The organism is Bradyrhizobium sp. GCM10028915 (genome assembly GCF_042666195.1).
Taxonomy (GTDB): domain Bacteria; phylum Pseudomonadota; class Alphaproteobacteria; order Rhizobiales; family Xanthobacteraceae; genus Bradyrhizobium; species Bradyrhizobium canariense_D.
In genome coordinates this window covers 51,249-69,674 of the sequence record NZ_JBHTFN010000057.1, presented here as the reverse complement: position 1 = coordinate 69,674, position 18,426 = coordinate 51,249, and the positions used below count along the sequence as shown (strand labels likewise).

Sequence of the window (18,426 nt, the reverse complement as noted above, 5' to 3'; positions counted from 1 at the left end):
GACGCCGCGCGCCATTTTATGGCACAAGAGCCGCCTCCGCCGACCGAGCAACGAGGCCCCGCATGCCCGCGCCAAAACCGCCTGCCTTCGAGACCCTGAGCCTGCATGCGGGCCAGCATCCGGATCCCGCGACCGGCGCCCGCGCGGTGCCGATCTACCAGACCACGTCCTACGTGTTCCAGGATTCCGATCACGCCGCCGCGCTGTTCAATCTCGAACGCGCCGGCCACATCTATACGCGCATCTCCAATCCGACCACCGGCGTGCTGGAAGAACGGCTTGCGGCGCTGGAAGGCGGCGTCGGCGCGATCTGCACCGCGAGCGGCATGGCGGCGCTGCATCTGGCCATCGCCACGCTTCTGAACGCCGGCGACCATATCGTGGCATCGAGCTCGCTCTATGGCGGCACCATCAATTTGCTGGCGCACACGCTGCCGCGCTTCGGCATCACCACAACGTTCGTCAAGCCGCGCGATCTCGACGCGTTCCGCGCGGCGATCAAGCCGAACACGAAGCTGATGATCGGCGAGACCATCGGCAATCCCGGGCTCGAGGTGCTGGACATTCCGAACGTCGCTTCGATCGCGCATGACGCGAAGATTCCGCTGCTGATCGACAACACCTTTGCCACGCCCTATCTCAGCCGTCCGATCGAGCTCGGCGCCGACATCGTCATGCATTCGGCGACCAAATGGATCGGCGGCCACGGCATCGCGATCGGCGGCGCCATCGTCGACGGCGGTCGTTTCGACTGGCGCTCATCCGGAAAATTCGGCGTGCTGACCGAGCCCTATGGCGGCTATCACGGCATCGTCTTCGACGAGCAGTTCGGCACCGCCGCCTTCATCATGCGCGCGCGCACCGAAGGCCTGCGCGATTTCGGCGCTTGTCTATCGCCGACCAACGCCTTCCAGCTGTTGCAGGGCGTCGAGACGCTCGGCGTGCGCATGGACCGCCACATGCAGAACACGCACCTCGTGCTGGAAGCACTGAAAGCCAACAAGGCGGTCGATTGGGTGCTGCATCCCTCGCTGGAAGATCATGCGGACTACCAGCTCGCAAAACAATTACTGCCGCGCGGCGCCGGCTCGATCGTCTCCTTCGGCATCAAGGGGGGCCGGCCCGCGGGCCGCAAATTCATCGAATCGCTGCGCATGATCAGTCATCTCGCCAATGTCGGCGACGCCAAGACGCTGGTGATCCACCCCGCCTCGACCACGCACCAGCAGATGGACGCCGAGCAGCTCAAGGCCTCCGGCATCGGCGAAGAGCTGGTGCGACTCTCGGTCGGCATCGAGACCGGAAGCGACATCATCGACGATCTCGCGCAGGCGCTGCGCATCTCGCAAAAGGTCTGACACCATGAAGCTCTCCGTCAACGGCGCCGAGGTGCTGGTCGCAACCGGCGGCCGCGACTTCGACAAGTCCCTGCCCGCCGTCGTCTTCCTCCACGGCGCCGGTTTCGACCGTTCGACCTGGGCACTGCACACCCGCTGGTTCGCCCATCACGGCTTTGGCGTGCTGGCGCCGGATCTGCCCGGCCACGGCCGCTCGCCCGGACCTTCGCTCGGCAGCATCGCCGAAATGGCCGACTGGACGGCGGCCCTGCTCGATGCGGCCGAAGCGACGAAAGCGCATCTGATCGGCCATTCCATGGGATCGCTGATCTCGCTGGAGACGGCCGCACGTCACCCCGACAAGGTTTCCGCGCTCAGCCTGATCGGCACGGCCGCGACCATGACGGTCGGCCCGGATCTGCTGAAAGCGGCCGAAGCCAATTCGCAGGATGCAAACGACATGGTCTCGATCTGGGGACTCGGCTTCAACGCTGAGTTCGGCGGCAGCCTCGCACCGGGCCTGTGGATGCATGGCGGCGCCCAGGCCGTATTGAAACACTGCGAGCCGGGCGTGCTGTTCAGGGATTTGTCGGCCTGCAATGCTTACGCCAATGCGCTGCAAGCAGCCGCAAGCGTGAAGGTGCCCACCACACTCATCCTCGGCGAACGGGACATGATGACGCCGGTGAAGGCCGGCAAGGCACTTGCCGCCGCGATCCCGCATGCGAAGACCGTCGTGGTGCCGGGCGCCGGCCACATGATCATGGCCGAACGCCCCGATGAACTGCTCGCTGCGCTACGGAACTGACAGGATCAATCGTCCATCTTGCGCGTTGCGGTCAGACATTCCCGTGAATTCCAGAGGGAACTGGACCCATGCCAAGACAGGAAGTCATTCGCAAAGCCAGGCAAGACAAGCGTGCCGGAAAATCGGCAAGCACGCAGGCCGGCGAATTCGTCAAGGACCAGATCGACAAGATCCGCAAGGGCAGGCATGGCGCGCGCTCGACGAAGCAGGCCATCGCCATCGGTCTCTCCGAAGCGCGCCGCGCCGGCGTCGATCTGCCGCCGCCGCGCAAGGGACGCGTCAAGAAGGCGACGCGCCGCAGCGCCAAATATGCCTATGACGTCGGTCAGGGCAAGCGCACCCCGAAGCGCCGGCCGCGCGTGTCGCAAGCCGTCGAAAAGGTTTTGAAGAAGGAGCCGCGCTCGACCGCATCGCGCAGCGCACTGTCGAAGCAGGGCAAGCGCGCCGCGAGCCGGCGAACGGCCGCGTCGCGTTCAGCCGCCGCGCGCAAGGCGAGCCGCACCAAGGGCGCCAAGGCCCGCTCCACCGCCGCAAAGAAGGCGGCACGCACCAGGGCGCGCCGCCGGAGCTGATCAGTTCGCGCGCCGGCCCCGCTCGGAGAATACCGCACGGGCGGCGCGCTCCGCCTCGCGCGCGAGCGGAACTGGCGGCCTTCGAGGCTGTCGAACAGACGCTCGGAGGAGAAGAAGCGGAAGCCGCGCGTATCCCTCGTGACGATGCCGGCGGCGCGGTCGTGGATCTCGATGACGTAGGCATTCGATTGAGTTCGGGACATGACTGCTCGTCCGCCGGGTCTCGGCGTTCCTGTCTTTGGATTTGCTTCTTGGGATTTGCTGGGTGAGGTGCTGCTAGGAGGCGGCGGTCAGCAACAACAACATGCGCCGGTGGCCGCCGAGAAACAGCGGCGCGTCATGCACGCATGCATGTCATTGTTACTGCGCTGGTGATCGGTTCTCATATCGCGGCTTCGGCTCGAAGGAGCAGTGTCGATGCGTCGAATATCGAGCGTTTAGCGCGAACGGTCAATGAAATGGCTATCCATAATTGCGATGAGCGCACAGGGGCGCGTCCCCGGGTGCGAGCGCCGACAAACGAATTCATCTCGCGATGAGTTCTTCCTTCTCCCCTTGCGGGAGAAGGTGGCGCGAAGCGCCGGATGAGGGGTTTGCCTCCGCGAATCCTCAAGAGAGTCGCACGCGGAGAGAGACCCTCACCCGTCTCGCCGCTACGCGGCGAGCCACCCTCTCCCGCAAGGGGAGAGGGGAAGAACGAACTCACCACATCGTCGCGGCCGCACGCTCCGGCCAGGCGCGATCATACTCCGCGCCGCCGACCTTGTTCTCGCTCATCTCGGCGAGGATCTGGCCGGGCGTCGGCAGCGTCTTGGGGTCGATGCGCTTGTCGGGATTCCAGAGATCGGAGCGGACGATGGCGCGGGCGCACTGGAAGTAAATTTCGTCGACCGTCATCACCATGACGCTGCGCGGCGCCTTGCCGTCGACCTTGAACGAGGCCAGCAATTCGGAATCGATGGACAGATGCGCCCGGCCATTGGCCCGAACCGCATTTCCGGAGCCGGGGATCAGGAACATCAGCGATACCCTGGGATCGCGCACGATGTTGCGCAAGGAATCGACCCGGTTGTTGCCGCGGCGATCCGGCAGCATCAGCGTCTTCGGGTCATGAATGCGGACGAAGCCGGAGAGATCGCCGCGCGGCGAGCAGTCGATCCCCTCGGGTCCGATGGTAGCGAGCGCGGCGAACGGGGCCTTTTCGATGAAGACGCGATAGAGTGGGGTGACGTGGTCGGCGACTTTCACGGTCGAGGCGTCGTTGGTGACGCCGTAGATGGCCTCCAGCTGCTCGACCGTTTCGATCACCGACATTCCAGTCTCCTTGTTGTGCCGGCTATTCGTGCCAGCCTTGATTCCTGATCACGCGCAGAAGCTGGCGGCCATGATACTCCGCGCTGTGCGCGTTGAGAATGGTGACATCGGCCTGGGCCGATGCGTCGTCGACGCTGCGCGTCAACCGTTCGGCGATATTGCCGTCGCTGTCCCGGGCGCGAGCAGCAAGCCGCTGCGCCAGCACATCCGGCGGCGCGGTGACCGCGACCACCACGATGTTTGCATAGGCCTGGCGCAGCGCGCCGATCACCGTGCGCGAAACATTGGCCACGACGGCGCGTCCGGCACGAATATCGTCGTTGAGGTCGCGGGGCAGCGCGTAGCAATGCCCATGCGCCTCCCAATGCACGGCGAATTCGCCATGCTCGCGCGCGCGACGGAATTCGTCAGGGCTCACCGCAATATTGTCTTCGTCGGCCGAGGATTCCCGCGTCACGACACGGCGCGGGAAGACGATGTCGTGATCCTCGATGCAGGCTGCCCGCGCCAGCCGCAGCAGCGTGTCCTTGCCGGCACCGCTGGGACCGACCACGAGCACGAGCCGCCCGGGCCCGATCGCACCCGTTGTCTTTCCCGCCACGGTGACGGCCTCGCTCATGCGACACGGCTTCCTTCGCGCCAGACGCTGCGGACCGCGGGGACGCGGCCCGCGACATGCACGCGGATCAGATCGGCACGCTTGCCGATCGCGATCTCGCCGCGGTCGGACAGGCCGACTGCCTCCGCGGGCGCCTTCGTCACGGTGCGGATCGCCGCCGGAAGAGTGATGGCGGGCACGTGCTCGGGCAAGTGCAGCGCGGCCATCAGAAGGCTCGAGGGGATGTAGTCCGACGACAGAATGTCGAGCAGGCCCTCGCGGGCGAGATCGACCGCGGCGATATTGCCGGAATGCGAGCCGCCGCGCACGACGTTCGGCGCGCCCATCAGGATGTCGATGCCGGCCTCGTGCAGGCCGCGCGCGGCCTCCAGCGTGGTCGGAAATTCCGCCACCGAAACGCCATCGCGCACGGCGTCCACGACGTTCTCCTCAGTGGTGTCGTCATGGCTCGCCAGCGGGATCTTGTACTTGTGGGCCAGCGCCACGATCTCGCGCATGTTGGTCGCGGCATAGGCCTTCTGATATTCGAAGCGCTTCGCGAACAGCTCGTCGAGCTCGGCGTCGGTCTTGCCGCCGCCCTTGCCGCGATAATAGTCGCGCAGCTTGCCTTCGTCCCGGAACTGGCGCTGGCCGGGGGTGTGGTCCATCAGCGACATCAGCCGCACGTCGGGACGGTCGATCAGCTCCCTGGCCTCCTCGACCACGCTCGGCATCGGGATTTCGCAGCGCAGATGCAGGAAGTGATCGGCGCGGAGCAGGTCAGCATCGCGAGCGGTCGTGATTGCGGCGGCAAGCGTGCCGGCGCGGCCGTCGACTTCCTCGGCGCCATCCTCGCGCCAGACCCGGAGCGAGTCGAACACCGTCGTGATGCCTGATGTCGCGAGCTGGCCGTCATAGGAGACGACGGCGGCGACTGGATTCCAGAACACTTTTGGTCGCGGCACGTAATGCGCCTCGAGGTGATCGGTGTGGAGCTCGATCAAGCCGGGCATGATCAGATCGCCGCCGGCATCCTCTGCCCCCGCGGGCGCCCTGCCCTCGCCGATCTCGGCAATGCGTCCATCGGCGAGGGCAAGCCAGCCCTGCTCGATCACCCGTTCCGCCAGCACGATCCTGGCGTTGGCGATCACGATGTCCTTCTTGGCGTTCATGTCCATTTCCTTCAGGCCGCGGCGGCGAAGCTGGTGACGTCGACGGTGCGGTCGGCAATCTGATGACGGATTTCGTCGTCATGGACAATGGCGACCATGGCGACGCCCTGGCGCTTCTTTTCGGCTACCAGCCCGACCACGACGGCGCGGTTGGCGGCGTCGAGCGACGCGGTCGGCTCGTCGAGCAGCAGGATCGGCAGATCCGAGATGAAGCCGCGCGCGATGTTGACGCGCTGCTGCTCGCCGCCGGAAAAGGTCGCGGGCGGAAGCTGCCAGAGCCGCTCGGGGATGTTGAGGCGATGCAACAGTTCGCCAGCACGGGCTTGCGCCTCCGCGCGCGCCAGGCCGTTGACGATCAGCGGCTCGGCGACCACGTCGAGGGTCGCGACGCGCGGCACCGCGCGCAAGAACTGGCTGACATAGCCAATGGTCGCGCGGCGGATGTTGAGAACCTGCCGCGGCTCGGCGGTGGCGAGATCGACCAGCGCGCCGCGATGGTGGATGCCGATCCGGCCGGAATCGCAACGATAATTGCCGAAGATCATCTTCAGGATCGACGATTTTCCGGCGCCTGATGGCCCCGACAGCACGACGCATTCGCCGGGATTGACGTGAAAGGTCACGCCGCGCACCACGGGCAGCTCGATGCCACCTTGCAGGTGCATCGTGAAGGTCTTGTTGGCGTCGGCAATGTCGATCATGGCGGTCATTGGAGAACTCTTCTTGCAAGGCTCATTACGTTGGAAGGCTCATGGCGGCAGGATCGAGGAGACGAGCAGCTGGGTATAGGGCTCGCGGGGGTCGTCGAGCACCTGATCGGTGAGGCCGGTCTCGATGACTCGGCCGCCCTTCATGACCATGACCCGATGCGACAGCAGGCGCGCGACCGCGAGATCATGGGTGACGATGATGACCGCGAGATGCAGCTCCGCGACCAGGCTGCGCACGAGGTCGAGCAGACGGGCTTGCACGGAAACATCGAGGCCGCCGGTCGGCTCGTCCATGAACACCAGCCGCGGCTCGGTGACGAGGTTGCGGGCGATCTGGAGCCGCTGGCGCATGCCGCCGGAATAGGTCCGCGGCGCATCGTCGATGCGCGCGATGTCGATCTCGACGCGAGTCAGCCAGTCCGACGCGGTATCGCGGATGCGGCCGTAGTGATTCCACCCCACCGCCATCAGCCGCTCGCCGACATTGGCGCCGGCCGAGACGGCCATGCGCAGCCCCTGCGCGGGATCCTGATGAACGAAGCCCCAATCGGTACGAAACAGGAAGCGCCGCTCGGCCTCGCCCAGCGTGGCGAGATCGCGGGTGACGCCATCGCGCATCCGGTAGGACACCTCACCGTCGCTGGCCGCGAGCTGACCCGACAGCAGCTGCAGCAGCGTCGATTTGCCCGAGCCGGATTCGCCGACGATCGCCAGCACCTCGCCGGGGTAGAGCGCAAAGGACACGTCGCGGCACGCCGCGATCCGGCCATAGGACTTGCTGAGGGATTTTGCGACCAGCAGCGGCTCGTCGTTCTCGAGCATGTCTTGATCAGCCATTCGATGCCTCCTGCGCCTTGTCCTTGTACGGCGCGGCGCTGAGGCTGCCGTGATGGCCGGCGGCCTGACGTCCCTCGCAATAATCGGTGTCGGAGCAGACGAACATGCGCCCGCCCTTGTCGTCGGTCACGATCTCGTCGAGGTAGGAATTTTCAGCGGCGCACAACGCGCACGGCGCGTTGAAGCGGTACGGCTCGAAGGGATGGTCCTCGAAGTCGAGCGACACAACTTGCGTATAGGGCGGGATCGCGTAGATGCGCTTCTCGCGGCCGGCGCCGAACAGTTGCAGCGCGGGGCAATTGTCCATCTTGGGATTGTCGAATTTGGGCGTCGGCGACGGGTCCATCACGTAGCGCGCATTGACCTTCACCGGATAGGCGTAAGCCGTCGCGATGTGGCCGAAGCGGGCGATGTCCTCGTAGAGCTTCACATGCATCAGGCCGTATTCGGCGAGCGCGTGCATGCGCCGCGTCTCCGTCTCGCGCGGCTCGAGGAAGCGCAGCGGCTCCGGAATCGGCACCTGGTAGACCAGCACCTGATTTGCGTGTAGCGACGTCTCCGGGATGCGGTGGCGGGTCTGGATCACGGTCGCATCGATCGTCGCCGTCGTCGTGGCGACGCCGGCGGTCTTGGCAAAGAACTTCCTGATCGAGATCGCATTGGTGGTGTCGTCGGAGCCCTGGTCGATCACCTTCAGCACGTCCTCGGGCCCGAGGATCGCGGCCGTCACCTGCACGCCGCCGGTGCCCCAGCCATAGGGCATCGGCATTTCACGGCTGGCGAACGGCACCTGATAGCCGGGGATCGCGATCGCCTTGAGGATCGCGCGGCGGATCATCCGCTTGGTCTGTTCGTCGAGATAAGCGAAATTGTAGGCGGGCGCGTTCATTCCGCGGCCTCCTTCATGGCATCGGGCGCATTGGCCTCAGTGAATTCCTTCCGCAGCTTGCGCAACAGGCCGAGCTCAGACTGGAAGTCGACATAATGCGGTAGCTTCAGATGCTCGACGAAGCCGGTAGCCTGGACGTTGTCCGAATGCGACATCACGAATTCTTCGTCTTGCGCGGGGGCGAGTGCCTCTTCGCCGAGCTCGCGCGCACGCAACGCGCGGTCGACCAGCGCCATCGACATCGTCTTGCGCTCGCTCTGGCCGAAGGCGAGGCCATAGCCGCGGGTGAAGCACGGCGCCTCCGTCGCGGAGCCCTTGAACTGATTGACCATCTGACACTCGGTGAGCTCGATCGAGCCGAGCGGCACGGCGAAGCCGACGTCTTCCGCGGAGAATTCAACCTCGACCTCACCGAAGCGAATCTCGCCAGCGAACGGATGGTTGCGGCCGTAGCCTCGCTGGGTGGAATAGCCCATCGCCAGCAGAAAACCTTCGTCGCCACGCGCGAGATTTTGCAGGCGCAGGTCACGATCGGCGGGAAAATTGAGCGGCTCGCGGGTGAGATCGCCGACGCTGGCGCCTTCCTCGGCCTTAGGCGAGGATTCGATCAGCCCGTCGCGGCCGAGGATGTCGGTCACCCGCGGGGTCGGCGCAGACGATGCTTCGGCCGTCGCCGGCGCTTCCGGCACAAAGCCCTCGGCGAGCGAGGGATCGAGCAGGCGGTGGGTATAGTCGAAGGTCGGGCCGAGGATCTGGCCGCCGGGAATGTCCTTGAAGGTCGAGGACACCCGCCGCCGTACCCGCATCGCGCCGGTCTCGACCGGCTCACTGGCGCCGAAGCGGGGCAGCGTCGCGCGGAAGGCGCGGACCAGGAAGATCGCCTCGATCAGATCGCCGCGCGCCTGCTTGATGGCGAGCGCCGCGAGCTCGCGATCATAGAGCGAGCCTTCGCTCATGACGCGGTCCACGGCGAGGCCAAGCTGCTCCGAGATCTGGTCGAGGGAAATTTCCGGCACCCTTTGGTCGCCGCGCCGTGCACTGGCGAGCAGGCGATGGGCGTTCTCGATGGCGCGTTCGCCGCCTTTGACTGCGACATACATGCTTAGCTTCCCTTGCTCACGACACGCGTGGTGCGCGGAATCGCAACCACGGCATCATCGGCGACCAGCACCACATCGATGCCGCGCGGAAACAGCGTTTCGTTGACGCGCAGGCGCTCGAACAGGTCGAACGGCTTGATCGAAGCCTGGAGCGTGGCGACACCGTCAATGCCGGGGCCGCGCAGCTCGAAGCTCCGCCCTCCGTCCAGGCTCTCGACCTGAAGGATCAATGTGGTTGAGCGATCCGGATATTCGCTGGTGCCGGGGGCGAAGCGCTCCAGCGAAGGGAGCGCCCCGCCGTCGCTGATCAGCGCGAAGCTCGCGATCGAGGAATCCTGCACCAACGGTGCACCGGTGTGGAATTTCAGCCATTTCACGAGGTCGGAACTCTCATGCATGCGCGCATCGAGCCAGAGCGGCGTGTCGTGATCGAACAGCGTCAACGCGATCGCGGCCGTGCCGCGCATCATCACATGAGGCGCTCCTGATGTCGGCACGATGCGCTGGACCGACCCCGGCCGGGCCATCGCGTCCATGACCGAACGAAAGGTCGATTGCGCCGACAGCACCTTGTCGGCGAACCCGGGGGGCAGTTCCGCAATCGTGGTCATGATCTCACCCCTCACCGCGCACCATGGTATAGAAATCAACCTTCGTCGCGGCGGTCTGGGCCGCCACCTGCTTGCGCCTGACCATAAGCTGCTCACGCAACGGCGCGATAATGTCCCGCTCCACCGCGCCGGCGAAATCGCGGGACTGCACCAGGGCATCGCACAGCGCGATCAGCCGCGCCTTCTCGCCGTCGCGACCGAGCGTGTAGCCGAAACCGACCTCGCCGCTCGCAAGCCGCACCGCGGCGCGCGACACCGTGGCTTCACCGAGGTTGAACGGCGCACCATCGCCGCCGACCCGGCCGCGCAGCATGACGAGGCCGTTTTCCGGCGCGCGCAGATCCTGATGCGCCGGCAAAGCGAGAGCTTGGAGGCGAGCGGCGATCTCGTCCGCCTCCGCGTGCGCCAGCACGGCCATTGCGGCCTTGCGCTGGGCTTGCTGATTATTGTGCTGGGTCACCGCATCCACCGACTTCTCTGCAGAACTTGCCGAATCTAAGTTGTCTATGATACTAGACAACTTGATAGCGGAGCGCCATGACTGTTTCGTGACAAAGGCGTGATTTCTGGAGTAGCTTCCCGGCCACATGAGCATGCAGGACACAGCCTCCTCCGGCGTCGCGTTGTGGCGTCTCGTTGCCGACGGCATCGAGCGCGGCATCGCCGACGGCCGCTTTGCGGCGGGCGACAAGCTGCCGGGCGAGGTGGAGATCGCCGAAACCTATCGCGTCAACCGCCACACCGTGCGACGCGCGCTGGCCGCGCTTGCCGAGCGCGGCATCGTGCGGGCAGAACGCGGCAGCGGAACCTATGTCGAGGCGCAGAAGCTCGCTTATCCACTGCGCTCGCGGACCCGTTTCTCCGAGATCGTCGGCGCGGACGGCCGCGAACCGCATGGCCGGCTGATCGAGGCGTCCGCTGACGTTGCGACCCGCGAACTCGCGCGGGAGCTTGGCCTCAAGACCGGCGCACCGCTGGTTCGGATCGAGGCGATGCGCCTCGCCGACCGCACGCCGATCTGTGTCTCCACGACGTGGCTGTCGGCGCAGCTATTCCCGGCTGCGGGCGACGTCTTTGCCGCGACCCGCTCGATGACGAAATTGCTCGAGCATTACGGCGTCCGGGACTATCGCCGCGGCGCGACCCGGATCACCGCCGGTATCGTCGACGCAACCGACGCCGCACGGCTCGATCTGGCGCTGGGACGGCCGATCCTGGTGGTCGACGCCACCGATCACGATCTCGACGGCAAGCCGCTGGTGACCAAGCATTCGCGCTTTGCCGCGGAGCGGGTGGAATTTCTGGTGGAGAACGGGTAAACTGGCTGCCCTCTGCCCCTCTCCCCTTGCGGGAGAGGGTGGCTCGCCGCGCTAGCGGCGAGACGGGTGAGGGGTTGCCTCCGCGCACTGATCTGAATTGAGGATGCAGACTCCTCATCCGGCGCTTCGCGCCACCTTCTCCCACAAGGGGAGAAGGAAGAAGGTTACGCCACCGCCCGCCGCCCGATAATCGCAAAACGCAATTTGCCCGAAACGAAATCGATCGCGGCGACTGCGACCAGGATCATCAGGATCAGGAACGACACCTTCTGCCATTCCAGCACGCGGATCTGCTCGGCGAGCTGGAGGCCGATGCCGCCGGCGCCGACGATGCCGATGATGGTGGCCGAGCGCGTATTCGACTCGATGAAATAGAGCACCTGCCCGGCAATCACGGGCAGGACCTGCGGCAGCAGGCCGAAGCGAATCTCGTGCAGCGCGCTGCCGCCGGAGGCGCGGATGCCCTCGACCTGCTTCTGATCGGCGCCCTCGATCGCCTCCGAGAACAGTTTTCCGAAGGCGCCGAAATCCGACACGGCGATGGCGAGCACGCCGGCAAACGGGCCGAGCCCGACCACGTTGATCCACACCAGCGCCCAGATCAACGTGTCGACGCCGCGAATCGAATCCAGGAAACGTCGGACCGGAAAGCGCAGCAGCTTTGATGGCACGACATTACGCGCCGCAAGAAGACTGACCGGCAGTGCGAACAGCGCGGCGAGCGTTGTGCCGAGCAGCGCGATCGACAGCGTCTCGCCCAGCGCCTTCAGATAGACCGGCAGCGACGAGCCGGGATCCGGCGGGATCATCATCAGGCTGATCCAGCCGAGCTGGTTGAGGCCCGCGACGAACCGCGACGGCGAGAAGTCGAGATCGACGAGGCCGTAAATCAGGATCGCGAGCGTCGCGACGCTCATCGTCGGCATGGCGAGCCGCGCCGAGGCCGGCCGGTCGAACACGTCAGGATAGCGCGCGCGAAGCGCCGCAGTGTCGGTCTCCTGCGGTCCCGTCACGTCCGCGCCTCCTTGCCGAACAGACGGCCGCGCAGCCATCCGGTGCTGATGTCGATGATGAAGACCGTGACGATGATGGTGAGCAGGATGGCGCTGACGTCGGAGTAATAGAACTTGCGGATGGCGACGACGAGCTCCTGGCCGATGCCGCCGGCACCGACGAAGCCCATCACGGAGGCCTCGCGGACGTTGATCTCGAACCGCAGCAGCGCGTAGCTGGCATAGCCTGCCGTGACCTGCGGCAGGATGGCGAAGCGCATGCAGGAGAGCCAGCTTGCGCCGGTCGAGCGGACGCCTTCGACCGGCTTCATGTCGGCATTCTCGACGATCTCCGAGAACAGCTTGCCGAGCGCGCCGGTGGAGTGGATCGCGATCGCAAGCACGCCGGCCATCGGACCGAGCCCGAAGGCGATCACGAAGATCAGCGCAAACACGATGCCGGGCACCGTGCGCGCGAATTCGAGCAGGCGCCGCACCATGAAACGCAGCCAGGGCGCGGGCGAGGTGTTTTCAGCGGCGAAGAAGTTCAGGCAGAACGCAAGAGTCGCGCCGATCAGCGTGCCGACATAGGAGATCAGCAGGGTCTCGCCCAGCATCCTCAGCCATTTGCGCCAGCCCCAGAGCCACTCGCCGACATCGGTCCAGACCCGCTGGCCGGTGTCGAGTGTGAGGATGCGGTCGAAATAGCTGATGAAGTTGCCAAAGTGGGCGAACAGCGTGCGCAGATTCACTTCAGCGCCGATCGCGGCCAGACACAGTGCTGCGGCGAAGATCACGGCTCCAGACAGGATTCGGAGCCGCTTGCGCGCCACCGCCTGGCGATAGGCGGCGTTGAGCACGGCGAGCTGCTGCTCGGGGAGAATCGAAACCGCGACGGTCATCTGATCAGGAAAGGTGGTCGATCAAAGAGAAAGAGCCGGGTCCATCGACCCGGCTCCAGTGGCATCGTCCCGAAACTCAGGACGCCTTCTTCTTACGCAGCGCATCGACGAACTTGATCAGCTCGATCGTGCCATCCCAATCCTTGCTGGTCGCGGGATGAAAACCTTTCTTCTGGCCGTCCTGTAGGCGGTCGAAGGCAGCCTTGTCCTTGGCCGGCGCGTCGAAGAACGCCTTCGCGATGGCGGCCTTGGCCTCTTCCGGCAGGTCGGAATTGTAGGCATACGGACCGTTGATGATCGGCGCCGACTTGTGGATGATGCGGAAATCGTCCTTTTTCATCGCCGAGCCGTCGGCATTCTTCAGCATGCCCTTGGTCAACATCTGCGCCAATGTCGAATCGTCGTCGCTGGTCCACTGGTTGGCGGCGACGTCGACGGTGCCCTGCGCCAGTGCCAGGATCGCGTTCTCATGGCTGCCGGTGAAGACGACCTTGCTGAAATAGGTGTCGGCGTCCGCGATGCCCATCTTGTCGAGCTCGAAGCGCGGCACGTTGTTGCCGGAGGTCGAGTTCGGATCGACCAGGCCGAGGTTCTTGCCCTTGAGCTGATCGATGCTCTTGTAGGGGCTGCTCGCCTTGACGAAGAACACCGAGTAATAACCGGTGGAGCCGTCGGAGTTGATGTCGTTGGCGAAGGCGTCGGTCTTGACGCCGGTCAGGCGGGCGCGAGCGAACGAAGCCGAGCCATAGCTCGCGATGTGGATGTTGCCGGCACGCTGGCCTTCGATCACGGCAGCGTAGTCGTTGGCGATGCGCAGCGTGACTTTCACGCCCAATTCCCTGGAGAGATAGCTCATGAACGGCGCCCAGCGCTCGGTCACGCCCGAGGCGTTTTCCGCCGGAATGACCGCGAAGGTCAGCTCGGGATATTTGGCTTTCCAGTCTTCGGCGGAGGCCGAAGTCGTCAACGCGAGCGCGGCGGCGCCGGCGAGAATCAATCTGCGAGTAATCATGATAGCCTCTTCATTGGTTGAGGTCGGTTGACGCAAAATTGGTAAGTCCTGATGCGGCGCAGCTCAGGCGGCGGCCGCCGTTCCAAGCGCCGGAATGCCCTGTCGCACCGGTGCAGGCGTGCCGCCCATGACTTCGGCGGCTTCGAGATCGTAGAGCTCGCGCGCAACGTGCTCGGTCAACTCGGCCGGCGCGCCGTCGAACACCACGCGACCCTGCGCCATGCCGATCAGGCGGTCGCAATAGCTGCGCGCCAGGTCGAGCGAATGCAGATTGCAGAGCACGGTGATGCCGAAATGCTTGTTGATGCGCAAAAGCGCATCCATCACGATCTTGGTGTTGCGCGGATCGAGCGAGGCGATCGGCTCGTCGGCAAGGATGATGTCGGGCTGCTGCACCAGCGCGCGGGCGATCGCGACACGCTGCTGCTGGCCGCCGGAGAGCTGGTCGGCGCGCTGGGCTGCGAGTGGGGCGATGTCGAACTGCTCGAGCGCGGACATCGCCAGCGCCTTGTCCTGCTCGGGCCAGCTCTGCGACAGCGAGCGCCAGGCCGGCATCGTCGCGAGCCGTCCCATAAGAACGTTGGTGAGAGCATCGAGCCGGCCGACCAGATTGAACTGCTGAAAGATCATCGCCGAGCGCGCCCGCCACTGCCGCAGCTCCTTGCCGCGTAGCGCGGTGACGTCGAGACCGTCGAACAGGATGCGACCCTGCGAAGGGGTCGCGAGACGGTTGATGGTCCGCAGCAGGGTCGACTTGCCGGCGCCGGACCGTCCGATCACGCCGACGAAGCCGCCGGGAGAGACTTGAAACGAGGCGTCGTCCACCGCGGCTTTCACGCCGAAGCGACACGTCAGACCTTCAACCACCAGCATGCAGGGCTCCAGAGTAGCTGGGACCCACCGCTAACGCCGGCGCTTGACACTTGTGTGACACGGACGTTGCGATGCGGCGATCCTACACACCTCATCCCCTGTTCATCCCCTGTCATCGCGCCGTCATGACATTGTCATCAAGCCGCTCGAAGAGAAACACTCGCCCTCTCGTTCGGATACAACATGGCCGCCAAAGCTCTTTCGCTCCAGCCGACTGTCGATTCCTCGGCGAAGCTGCACGACACCAGGCTTGGGGCCTACACAGAGGTCGGCGCCCGCACGATGCTGCACGAAGTGACGATGGGCGATTACTCCTATGTCGTGAACGACGCCCAGATCACCTACACCACCATCGGAAAATTCTGCTCGATCGCGGCGATGACGCGGATCAATCCGGGCAATCACCCGATGCACCGCGCCACGCAGGCGCATTTCACCTATCGTTCGAGCGCCTATTTCGAAGGCGAGAGCGACGACACCGAGTTCTTCGACTGGCGGCGCCAGCATCACGTCCATATCGGCCATGACGTCTGGATCGGCCATGGCGCGATCGTGCTGCCGGGCCGCAACGTCGGCACCGGCGCGGTGATCGCGGCCGGCGCCATCGTCACCAAGGACGTGCCGGCCTACACCATCGTTGCCGGCAATCCGGCGCGCATCGTTCGCCGGCGGTTCTCGGAAGAGGTTGCGGGGCGGCTTGCGAGGCTCGCTTGGTGGGACTGGGATCACGACAAGTTGCGTGAAGCCCTGCCCAATTTCCGCAAGCTCGGGATTGAGGATTTCCTCACGGCATACGAAGCAGGGGCACCCTCTTCTGCCAGCAAACGAAGCGCGGTCGCGTGACAGACATATTCCTCGAGGGCGGGCGGGCCCTGATCGGCTCCGAGTTCGCCGAAACGTCGCTTCTCGTGTCCGGAACGGACATCGCAGAGATCAATGCCTCGCGCAGCCGGGCGCGGCTGGCGATCAAGGCGCGCGATCTGCTGGTCCTGCCGGGCATCGTCGATCTGCATGGCGATGCCTTCGAGCGACAGATGATGCCGCGCGCCGGGGTCGATTTCCCGATCGACGTCGCGCTCGCCGACAGCGACCGCCAGGCGATCAGCAACGGCATCACCACGGTTTTTCACGCCACGACCTGTTCGTGGGAGCCGGGCCTGCGCAGCGCCGGCAATGCGCGCAGCCTGATGGAGGCGATCGAACGGCAGCGCCCGCAATTCGCCGCCGACACCCGCTTTCACCTGCGCCACGAGACCTACAATCTCGACGCCGAAACCGAGATCAGCCAATGGCTCACTGAGGGCCGCGTCGACCTGTTCGCCTTCAACGACCACATGGACGGCACGGTTGGGGACATGGCCAAGCCGCGCAAGCGCAATCGCATGGTGGAGCGCACCGGCCTGTCGAGCGAGGAATTCGACCGGCTGGTCGGACACATAATGTCCCGCGCCGCGGATGTGCCGGCTTCCGTGTCACGGCTGGCCGCGACGGCCCGCGCCGCCGACGTGCGGATGCTCTCGCACGATGATGCGACGCCGGCGATGCGCGAAGGCTTTCGCGCCATGGGCGTGGCGATTGCGGAGTTTCCGATCAACGAGGAGACAGCGCGGGCGGCAGCAAGCCACGGTGACGCCATCGTCTACGGCGCGCCGAACGTCGTGCGCGGAGGCAGCCACACGGGCTGGACCAGGGCATCCGACATGATCGCCAAAGGGCTCTGCTCGGTTCTGGCCTCGGACTACTACTATCCCGCGCAGCTGCTCGCTGCGTTCCGGCTCGCCGCCGATGGCGTGCTGCCGCTGACCGAGGCCTGGAATCTGGTCTCCGCCGCGCCCGCGCGCGCGACCGGTCTTGCAGATCGCGGCGTGCTCGCGGAAGGCCGGCGCGCGGACATTCTGCTGGTCGACGACAGCATGCCGCTGCGGCCGCGGCTGATCGCCGTGATATCAGGCGGCAAGCTCGTGCATCTCACCGAGGCGACGCGGTTGCTTGGCATGCCAGCTACCCCGCGCCAAGCTGTCGCCGCGGCATAAACCCGCTATGCTCGGACGATGACGAGTTTCCCCCGCTACGCGATCTATTTTGCCGCAGGCAGCGACAGCGCGCTCACCCGCTTCGGCGCGGAGTTGCTCGGCTACGATGCCTATACCGGCAACGAGCTGCCGTTTCCCGCCGACGCATCGCGTCTCGCGCCGGACTGGCGTGATGTTACCGCCGATCCCCGCAAATACGGCTTTCACGCCACGCTGAAGGCGCCGATGGCGCTGGCGTCCGACAGGCGCGAGGTCGAGCTTGTTGCGGCCTGCGCGACATTCGCCGGCAGGGCACGCGCAATTCCGGTGATCCGCCCGGTCGTCGATTCCATCAGCGGCTTCATCGCCGTCATTCCCGGGGAGCCGGTCGGCGAACTCCAGCAGCTCGCCGCCGATTGCGCGCGCGACTTCGACTCCTTCCGCGCGCCGCTGAGCGCGGAAGACCGTGCGCGGCGCAAGCCGGAGAAGCTGAGCGAACGGCAGCGCCACTATCTCGACCGCTGGGGCTATCCTTACGTGATGGAGGAATTCCGTTTCCACATGACGTTGACGGGCCGGCTCGACGTGGAGCGGCGCGGGCCGATTCTGGAAATGCTGCAGGGAAGGTTTGCTGCGCTCGGCCTCAAGACGCTTGCGATCGATCGCGTCGCGCTGTTCAAACAGGACCACGCCAAGGCTCGCTTCCGCATCATCGGCGAGTGGGCTTTGACCCAGTAAGCGTCAGTGCCAGCTCGCGAGATTGAAGCCGAAGGCCACAACGCCAACCAGAATGAGGCTGGTGGCCCAGATTACATCCAGATTGAACCAGCTTCGCGAGACGAACCTCAATCCCAGATGGCGGTAGACCAGCCACGCCAGACATCCGCCGGCGCTGACCATGGCAGCGACGTGCACCAAAGACACCAGAACCGCCATCCCGAGACTCGCCTTCATCAGCGCGCCGGCGGCCTCATGGCCGGCATCGAGTTCGAAGGCCTGGCAGAGCCCGAGATAGATCGGCACGAGCATCAAGGCGGCGCCGTGAGCAATGGCAACGGCAAATGACCAGAGCGCCAATTGCGTCGGCGGAATTCGTGCCAGCGCGCGCGGATGGCGCCGCTCGACCAGCCGATAGACGCCGAAGCCGATGACGAAAAGGCTCGCGCCGAGCTGGATCGAACGCTGCCACTCGGCCAGCACGAGCAGGAACGCGAATGGCAGCAGCACGAGAAGCGTTGCCAGGAGATGTCCGGCGGCCAGAGCCCACAACGCACGAAAGAGCGCGCGCGGGCTCTTGTCCATGAGCCCGGCCGAAACGGCGAGCGGCCAGCCCATTCCCGGATTGACCCCGTGATAGAGACCGCTCGC

Annotated in this window: 22 protein-coding genes and 1 pseudogene; 8 read left to right on the top strand and 15 right to left on the bottom strand. The window is 65.4% G+C overall.

The window, feature by feature from the left end:
- Positions 1 to 62 precede the first annotated feature (62 nt).
- The 3 genes from ACFQX9_RS29460 to ACFQX9_RS29450 all read left to right on the top strand — a co-directional run bounded on the left by ACFQX9_RS29460 (position 63) and on the right by ACFQX9_RS29450 (position 2,717).
- Complete coding sequence (locus tag ACFQX9_RS29460) at positions 63 to 1,358, top strand: O-acetylhomoserine aminocarboxypropyltransferase (protein WP_377791262.1); 1,296 nt, start codon at positions 63 to 65, stop codon at positions 1,356 to 1,358.
- A gap of 4 nt (positions 1,359 to 1,362) precedes the next feature.
- Positions 1,363 to 2,145, top strand: a complete 783-nt coding sequence (locus ACFQX9_RS29455) for an alpha/beta fold hydrolase (protein ID WP_247820978.1) — start codon at positions 1,363 to 1,365, stop codon at positions 2,143 to 2,145.
- A 68-nt stretch (positions 2,146 to 2,213) separates the two neighbouring features.
- Positions 2,214 to 2,717, top strand: coding sequence for a DUF6496 domain-containing protein (locus ACFQX9_RS29450; protein ID WP_247820977.1), 504 nt, complete (start codon positions 2,214 to 2,216; stop codon positions 2,715 to 2,717).
- Here ACFQX9_RS29450 and ACFQX9_RS29445 read toward each other — a convergent pair.
- Positions 2,718 to 2,920 (bottom strand): annotated as a pseudogene (locus tag ACFQX9_RS29445) (hypothetical protein).
- On the opposite strand from ACFQX9_RS29445, the gene ACFQX9_RS29440 reads away from it, so the two are divergent.
- Positions 2,919 to 3,092: a hypothetical protein gene (locus ACFQX9_RS29440; protein ID WP_158091562.1), complete on the top strand. Its 174-nt coding sequence runs from the start codon at positions 2,919 to 2,921 to the stop codon at positions 3,090 to 3,092. The pseudogene ACFQX9_RS29445 and the gene ACFQX9_RS29440 overlap by 2 nt on opposite strands.
- A gap of 327 nt (positions 3,093 to 3,419) precedes the next feature.
- Here ACFQX9_RS29440 and ACFQX9_RS29435 read toward each other — a convergent pair whose 3' ends face one another.
- From ACFQX9_RS29435 to phnG, 9 genes are read right to left on the bottom strand one after another with little or no spacing between them, the layout of a single operon-like run.
- Positions 3,420 to 4,031, bottom strand: coding sequence for a pyridoxamine 5'-phosphate oxidase family protein (locus ACFQX9_RS29435; RefSeq protein WP_377791261.1), 612 nt, complete (start codon positions 4,029 to 4,031; stop codon positions 3,420 to 3,422).
- A gap of 22 nt (positions 4,032 to 4,053) precedes the next feature.
- Positions 4,054 to 4,650, bottom strand: a complete 597-nt coding sequence (gene phnN, locus ACFQX9_RS29430; RefSeq protein ID WP_247820975.1) for a phosphonate metabolism protein/1,5-bisphosphokinase (PRPP-forming) PhnN — start codon at positions 4,648 to 4,650, stop codon at positions 4,054 to 4,056.
- Positions 4,647 to 5,801, bottom strand: a complete 1,155-nt coding sequence (locus ACFQX9_RS29425) for an alpha-D-ribose 1-methylphosphonate 5-triphosphate diphosphatase (protein WP_247299237.1) — start codon at positions 5,799 to 5,801, stop codon at positions 4,647 to 4,649. Before ACFQX9_RS29425 ends, phnN begins: the two co-directional genes overlap by 4 nt.
- A gap of 11 nt (positions 5,802 to 5,812) precedes the next feature.
- Positions 5,813 to 6,511 (bottom strand): phosphonate C-P lyase system protein PhnL, encoded by a 699-nt coding sequence (gene phnL / locus ACFQX9_RS29420; protein ID WP_018453083.1) that lies wholly within the window; start codon positions 6,509 to 6,511, stop codon positions 5,813 to 5,815.
- Positions 6,512 to 6,550: 39 nt separating this feature from the next.
- Positions 6,551 to 7,348, bottom strand: coding sequence for a phosphonate C-P lyase system protein PhnK (gene phnK, locus ACFQX9_RS29415; protein WP_247820973.1), 798 nt, complete (start codon positions 7,346 to 7,348; stop codon positions 6,551 to 6,553).
- Positions 7,341 to 8,237, bottom strand: a complete 897-nt coding sequence (locus ACFQX9_RS29410; protein WP_247820972.1) for an alpha-D-ribose 1-methylphosphonate 5-phosphate C-P-lyase PhnJ — start codon at positions 8,235 to 8,237, stop codon at positions 7,341 to 7,343. Before ACFQX9_RS29410 ends, phnK begins: the two co-directional genes overlap by 8 nt.
- Complete coding sequence (locus ACFQX9_RS29405) at positions 8,234 to 9,337, bottom strand: carbon-phosphorus lyase complex subunit PhnI (protein ID WP_377791260.1); 1,104 nt, start codon at positions 9,335 to 9,337, stop codon at positions 8,234 to 8,236. The genes ACFQX9_RS29410 and ACFQX9_RS29405 overlap by 4 nt, the downstream gene beginning before the upstream one ends.
- 2 nt (positions 9,338 to 9,339) lie before the next feature.
- On the bottom strand, positions 9,340 to 9,948 hold the full coding sequence (gene phnH, locus ACFQX9_RS29400) for a phosphonate C-P lyase system protein PhnH (protein ID WP_377791259.1): 609 nt from the start codon (positions 9,946 to 9,948) through the stop codon (positions 9,340 to 9,342).
- A 4-nt stretch (positions 9,949 to 9,952) separates the two neighbouring features.
- Positions 9,953 to 10,417: a phosphonate C-P lyase system protein PhnG gene (phnG, locus tag ACFQX9_RS29395; RefSeq protein ID WP_204514012.1), complete on the bottom strand. Its 465-nt coding sequence runs from the start codon at positions 10,415 to 10,417 to the stop codon at positions 9,953 to 9,955.
- 118 nt (positions 10,418 to 10,535) lie between these two features.
- Here phnG and phnF point away from each other — a divergent pair, with 118 nt between their 5' ends.
- Positions 10,536 to 11,267, top strand: a complete 732-nt coding sequence (gene phnF, locus ACFQX9_RS29390) for a phosphonate metabolism transcriptional regulator PhnF (RefSeq protein ID WP_018453077.1) — start codon at positions 10,536 to 10,538, stop codon at positions 11,265 to 11,267.
- Between the two features lie 164 nt (positions 11,268 to 11,431).
- On the opposite strand, the gene phnE (ACFQX9_RS29385) is transcribed toward phnF, so the two are convergent.
- The 4 genes from phnE (ACFQX9_RS29385) to phnC form a co-directional block, all read right to left on the bottom strand.
- Positions 11,432 to 12,319 (bottom strand): phosphonate ABC transporter, permease protein PhnE, encoded by an 888-nt coding sequence (gene phnE, locus ACFQX9_RS29385; protein WP_377791258.1) that lies wholly within the window; start codon positions 12,317 to 12,319, stop codon positions 11,432 to 11,434.
- Positions 12,277 to 13,161 carry a phosphonate ABC transporter, permease protein PhnE gene (gene phnE / locus ACFQX9_RS29380; protein ID WP_204512550.1) on the bottom strand — a complete coding sequence of 295 codons (885 nt, stop codon included), beginning with the start codon at positions 13,159 to 13,161 and terminating at the stop codon, positions 12,277 to 12,279. Before phnE (ACFQX9_RS29380) ends, phnE (ACFQX9_RS29385) begins: the two co-directional genes overlap by 43 nt.
- A 76-nt stretch (positions 13,162 to 13,237) precedes the next feature.
- Positions 13,238 to 14,173, bottom strand: coding sequence for a phosphonate ABC transporter substrate-binding protein (phnD, locus tag ACFQX9_RS29375; protein WP_085351553.1), 936 nt, complete (start codon positions 14,171 to 14,173; stop codon positions 13,238 to 13,240).
- 63 nt (positions 14,174 to 14,236) lie between these two features.
- A complete protein-coding gene (gene phnC / locus ACFQX9_RS29370; protein ID WP_085361140.1) occupies positions 14,237 to 15,046 on the bottom strand; it encodes a phosphonate ABC transporter ATP-binding protein in 810 nt (269 codons plus the stop codon).
- A gap of 183 nt (positions 15,047 to 15,229) precedes the next feature.
- Here phnC and ACFQX9_RS29365 point away from each other — a divergent pair, with 183 nt between their 5' ends.
- The 3 genes from ACFQX9_RS29365 to ACFQX9_RS29355 are packed head-to-tail and all read left to right on the top strand — an operon-like array spanning position 15,230 to position 17,796.
- Positions 15,230 to 15,889, top strand: a complete 660-nt coding sequence (locus ACFQX9_RS29365; protein WP_377791257.1) for a chloramphenicol acetyltransferase — start codon at positions 15,230 to 15,232, stop codon at positions 15,887 to 15,889.
- A complete protein-coding gene (locus ACFQX9_RS29360) occupies positions 15,886 to 17,079 on the top strand; it encodes an alpha-D-ribose 1-methylphosphonate 5-triphosphate diphosphatase (protein ID WP_018453071.1) in 1,194 nt (397 codons plus the stop codon). Before ACFQX9_RS29365 ends, ACFQX9_RS29360 begins: the two co-directional genes overlap by 4 nt.
- 18 nt (positions 17,080 to 17,097) lie before the next feature.
- Positions 17,098 to 17,796, top strand: coding sequence for a DUF1045 domain-containing protein (locus tag ACFQX9_RS29355; protein ID WP_018453070.1), 699 nt, complete (start codon positions 17,098 to 17,100; stop codon positions 17,794 to 17,796).
- Positions 17,797 to 17,799: 3 nt separating this feature from the next.
- Here ACFQX9_RS29355 and ACFQX9_RS29350 read toward each other — a convergent pair whose 3' ends face one another.
- Positions 17,800 to 18,393, bottom strand: coding sequence for a hypothetical protein (locus ACFQX9_RS29350; protein ID WP_018453069.1), 594 nt, complete (start codon positions 18,391 to 18,393; stop codon positions 17,800 to 17,802).
- Positions 18,394 to 18,426: the final 33 nt, after the last annotated feature.

What these genes read in the sequence shown, in the direction of transcription:
- phnH (WP_377791259.1), bottom strand. Translation starts at nt 9,948, where the DNA reads ATGACCACGATTGCGGAACTGCCCCCCGGGTTCGCCGACAAGGTGCTG.
- ACFQX9_RS29425 (WP_247299237.1), bottom strand. Translation starts at nt 5,801, where the DNA reads ATGAACGCCAAGAAGGACATCGTGATCGCCAACGCCAGGATCGTGCTG.
- ACFQX9_RS29365 (WP_377791257.1), top strand. Translation starts at nt 15,230, where the DNA reads ATGGCCGCCAAAGCTCTTTCGCTCCAGCCGACTGTCGATTCCTCGGCG.
- ACFQX9_RS29405 (WP_377791260.1), bottom strand. Translation starts at nt 9,337, where the DNA reads ATGTATGTCGCAGTCAAAGGCGGCGAACGCGCCATCGAGAACGCCCAT.
- phnE (WP_204512550.1), bottom strand. Translation starts at nt 13,161, where the DNA reads ATGACCGTCGCGGTTTCGATTCTCCCCGAGCAGCAGCTCGCCGTGCTC.
- ACFQX9_RS29460 (WP_377791262.1), top strand. Translation starts at nt 63, where the DNA reads ATGCCCGCGCCAAAACCGCCTGCCTTCGAGACCCTGAGCCTGCATGCG.
- phnD (WP_085351553.1), bottom strand. Translation starts at nt 14,173, where the DNA reads ATGATTACTCGCAGATTGATTCTCGCCGGCGCCGCCGCGCTCGCGTTG.
- phnF (WP_018453077.1), top strand. Translation starts at nt 10,536, where the DNA reads ATGAGCATGCAGGACACAGCCTCCTCCGGCGTCGCGTTGTGGCGTCTC.
- ACFQX9_RS29435 (WP_377791261.1), bottom strand. Translation starts at nt 4,031, where the DNA reads ATGTCGGTGATCGAAACGGTCGAGCAGCTGGAGGCCATCTACGGCGTC.
- phnK (WP_247820973.1), bottom strand. Translation starts at nt 7,348, where the DNA reads ATGGCTGATCAAGACATGCTCGAGAACGACGAGCCGCTGCTGGTCGCA.
- ACFQX9_RS29410 (WP_247820972.1), bottom strand. Translation starts at nt 8,237, where the DNA reads ATGAACGCGCCCGCCTACAATTTCGCTTATCTCGACGAACAGACCAAG.
- ACFQX9_RS29350 (WP_018453069.1), bottom strand. Translation starts at nt 18,393, where the DNA reads ATGGGCTGGCCGCTCGCCGTTTCGGCCGGGCTCATGGACAAGAGCCCG.
- phnL (WP_018453083.1), bottom strand. Translation starts at nt 6,511, where the DNA reads ATGACCGCCATGATCGACATTGCCGACGCCAACAAGACCTTCACGATG.
- phnN (WP_247820975.1), bottom strand. Translation starts at nt 4,650, where the DNA reads ATGAGCGAGGCCGTCACCGTGGCGGGAAAGACAACGGGTGCGATCGGG.
- ACFQX9_RS29455 (WP_247820978.1), top strand. Translation starts at nt 1,363, where the DNA reads ATGAAGCTCTCCGTCAACGGCGCCGAGGTGCTGGTCGCAACCGGCGGC.
- phnC (WP_085361140.1), bottom strand. Translation starts at nt 15,046, where the DNA reads ATGCTGGTGGTTGAAGGTCTGACGTGTCGCTTCGGCGTGAAAGCCGCG.
- ACFQX9_RS29355 (WP_018453070.1), top strand. Translation starts at nt 17,098, where the DNA reads ATGACGAGTTTCCCCCGCTACGCGATCTATTTTGCCGCAGGCAGCGAC.
- ACFQX9_RS29450 (WP_247820977.1), top strand. Translation starts at nt 2,214, where the DNA reads ATGCCAAGACAGGAAGTCATTCGCAAAGCCAGGCAAGACAAGCGTGCC.
- ACFQX9_RS29440 (WP_158091562.1), top strand. Translation starts at nt 2,919, where the DNA reads ATGACTGCTCGTCCGCCGGGTCTCGGCGTTCCTGTCTTTGGATTTGCT.
- phnE (WP_377791258.1), bottom strand. Translation starts at nt 12,319, where the DNA reads ATGGCTGCGCGGCCGTCTGTTCGGCAAGGAGGCGCGGACGTGACGGGA.